Annotated in this window: 2 protein-coding genes and 1 pseudogene; 2 read left to right on the top strand and 1 reads right to left on the bottom strand. The window is 45.6% G+C overall.

All coding sequences use genetic code 11. The features are described from left to right. Positions 1–353, top strand: a pseudogene (locus R7E00_RS23330) (hypothetical protein); the annotation flags it as partial. On the opposite strand, the gene R7E00_RS23325 reads toward R7E00_RS23330, so the two are convergent. Further along, positions 343–1,185: a YdcF family protein gene (locus R7E00_RS23325; protein WP_025499384.1), complete on the bottom strand. Its 843-nt coding sequence runs from the start codon at positions 1,183–1,185 to the stop codon at positions 343–345. The pseudogene R7E00_RS23330 and the gene R7E00_RS23325 sit on opposite strands and share 11 nt — an antisense overlap. 158 nt (positions 1,186–1,343) lie before the next feature. Here R7E00_RS23325 and R7E00_RS23320 point away from each other — a divergent pair. After that, positions 1,344–1,443: serine dehydratase beta chain (locus R7E00_RS23320; RefSeq protein WP_318079746.1), on the top strand; the 100-nt coding region annotated here is incomplete at its 3' end.

Genomic DNA, 1,443 nt, shown 5'->3' with positions numbered 1-1,443 from the left:
TGATCATTCGCGAACTGGACTACTGGATGGATATGATCCGTCACGGATCGTGGGTATTCCCTGCGTTAACCGTCACTGCTCTGGCTTGCGCAAAAGCTTACCAAGGTGGTAAAGGTACAGTGAACGAAATGGCACGCATTCTACAAGTTCCGCACATGAAGCTCTTGATTGGTGCCGTCGTTCTACTGCTTGTTTTCTCTCGCCTTTACGGCATGGGAAGCTTCTGGCAGCAAGTCATGAATGAAAGCTACATCCGCGATGTTAAGAACATTTCGGAAGAAGGCATGGAGCTGCTTTGCTACTGTCTGATTGCGTTGAGTGCTGTTCGTATGCGACGCGAAATCACTGAATAGACTCGGGATCTAAACGGCGATTGAGCGCAGTTAAAATGGGATGAAACACTTCCAATGCTCGCTCTGCTGTTGCAACCGATTCATCAAAGGCCGTCATTTCGATGGCCTTTTTCATTTCCGCAATTTGCTGCAAAACATCCATTTCTAACGGTAAAGCGCGAAGTTGACTTATTGCTTGTTTAGCCCGCAGCAAAGGCTGTGCTCGAACGCTAGTTAAATCTCGTTGAAATGCCCCACTTTTAACGCCCTCCAGATACACTCGATACGTCGTCAGTTCATCAAGTAAAAGAAACGCTTCTGCCTGTGGCCCTTGATGTGGGTATGGCACGCTAATGTGCTTCTGAATATCTAGAGAAATGTGTAAGTCTAAACCCACAGACGCGCATTGAGATTTGAGCACGCGCAGTAAGCCTTGCTCATCCATTAGCGTTTGAATTTCTAATATGCGCTCAAGATGATAGGCGTTTGATAGCAAAATGACCTCAACCGCCGCTTGAGACGGTAACGGAAATAAACCGCTTTCACACAGAACTTTCGCTGCATTTCGCATGTTTTCAAACGTATTCAAAGAGCGATTTTCAAGCAGAATTTGGCTTGTCGGAAAAGGCTTGGCCAGTGACGTATTCAGGGTCTGAAAATATGCATACATAGCGTCAGCTTCCGAAATGCTTTGTCCTTGCGTTTTTCCACCACAAAATACGAGAGCAGTATTCTCCATTGGCATTTCGCGGGTCTTAGCAGCTAGTGCTTCGACTCTCGAGATGCCTTCGGCACTCAATTGGTTATTAACCAATCGCTTACCTAGTACGATGACCACGTTACCTAACTTCATACTTCTCTCTCAATTTCCCCTGCGACAAAGTCACTGTTGTGTGGTCTTTGGCATAGTTACAAAAATCTTCTTTGCCAACCGCCTTACAGGCATTAACATCTAGTTAACAATATTGTTCTAGAGACCTATGAAAGGTTCATTGCTGAAGGAAGTCAATTATGCTGTCGATTTTCGATATTTTTAAGGTCGGTGTTGGGCCATCCAGCTCCCACACTAACGGTCCTATGCTCGCCGGATTCCATTTCACTCAACTACTTA

It is taken from the genome of Vibrio sp. Vb1755 (assembly GCF_033338635.1).
Classification (GTDB): domain Bacteria; phylum Pseudomonadota; class Gammaproteobacteria; order Enterobacterales; family Vibrionaceae; genus Vibrio; species Vibrio alginolyticus.
Note: the sequence above shows the minus strand (reverse complement) of the source record. Positions and strands in the feature narration are given on the sequence as shown.

What these genes read in the sequence shown, in the direction of transcription:
- R7E00_RS23325 (WP_025499384.1), bottom strand. Translation starts at nt 1,185, where the DNA reads ATGAAGTTAGGTAACGTGGTCATCGTACTAGGTAAGCGATTGGTTAAT.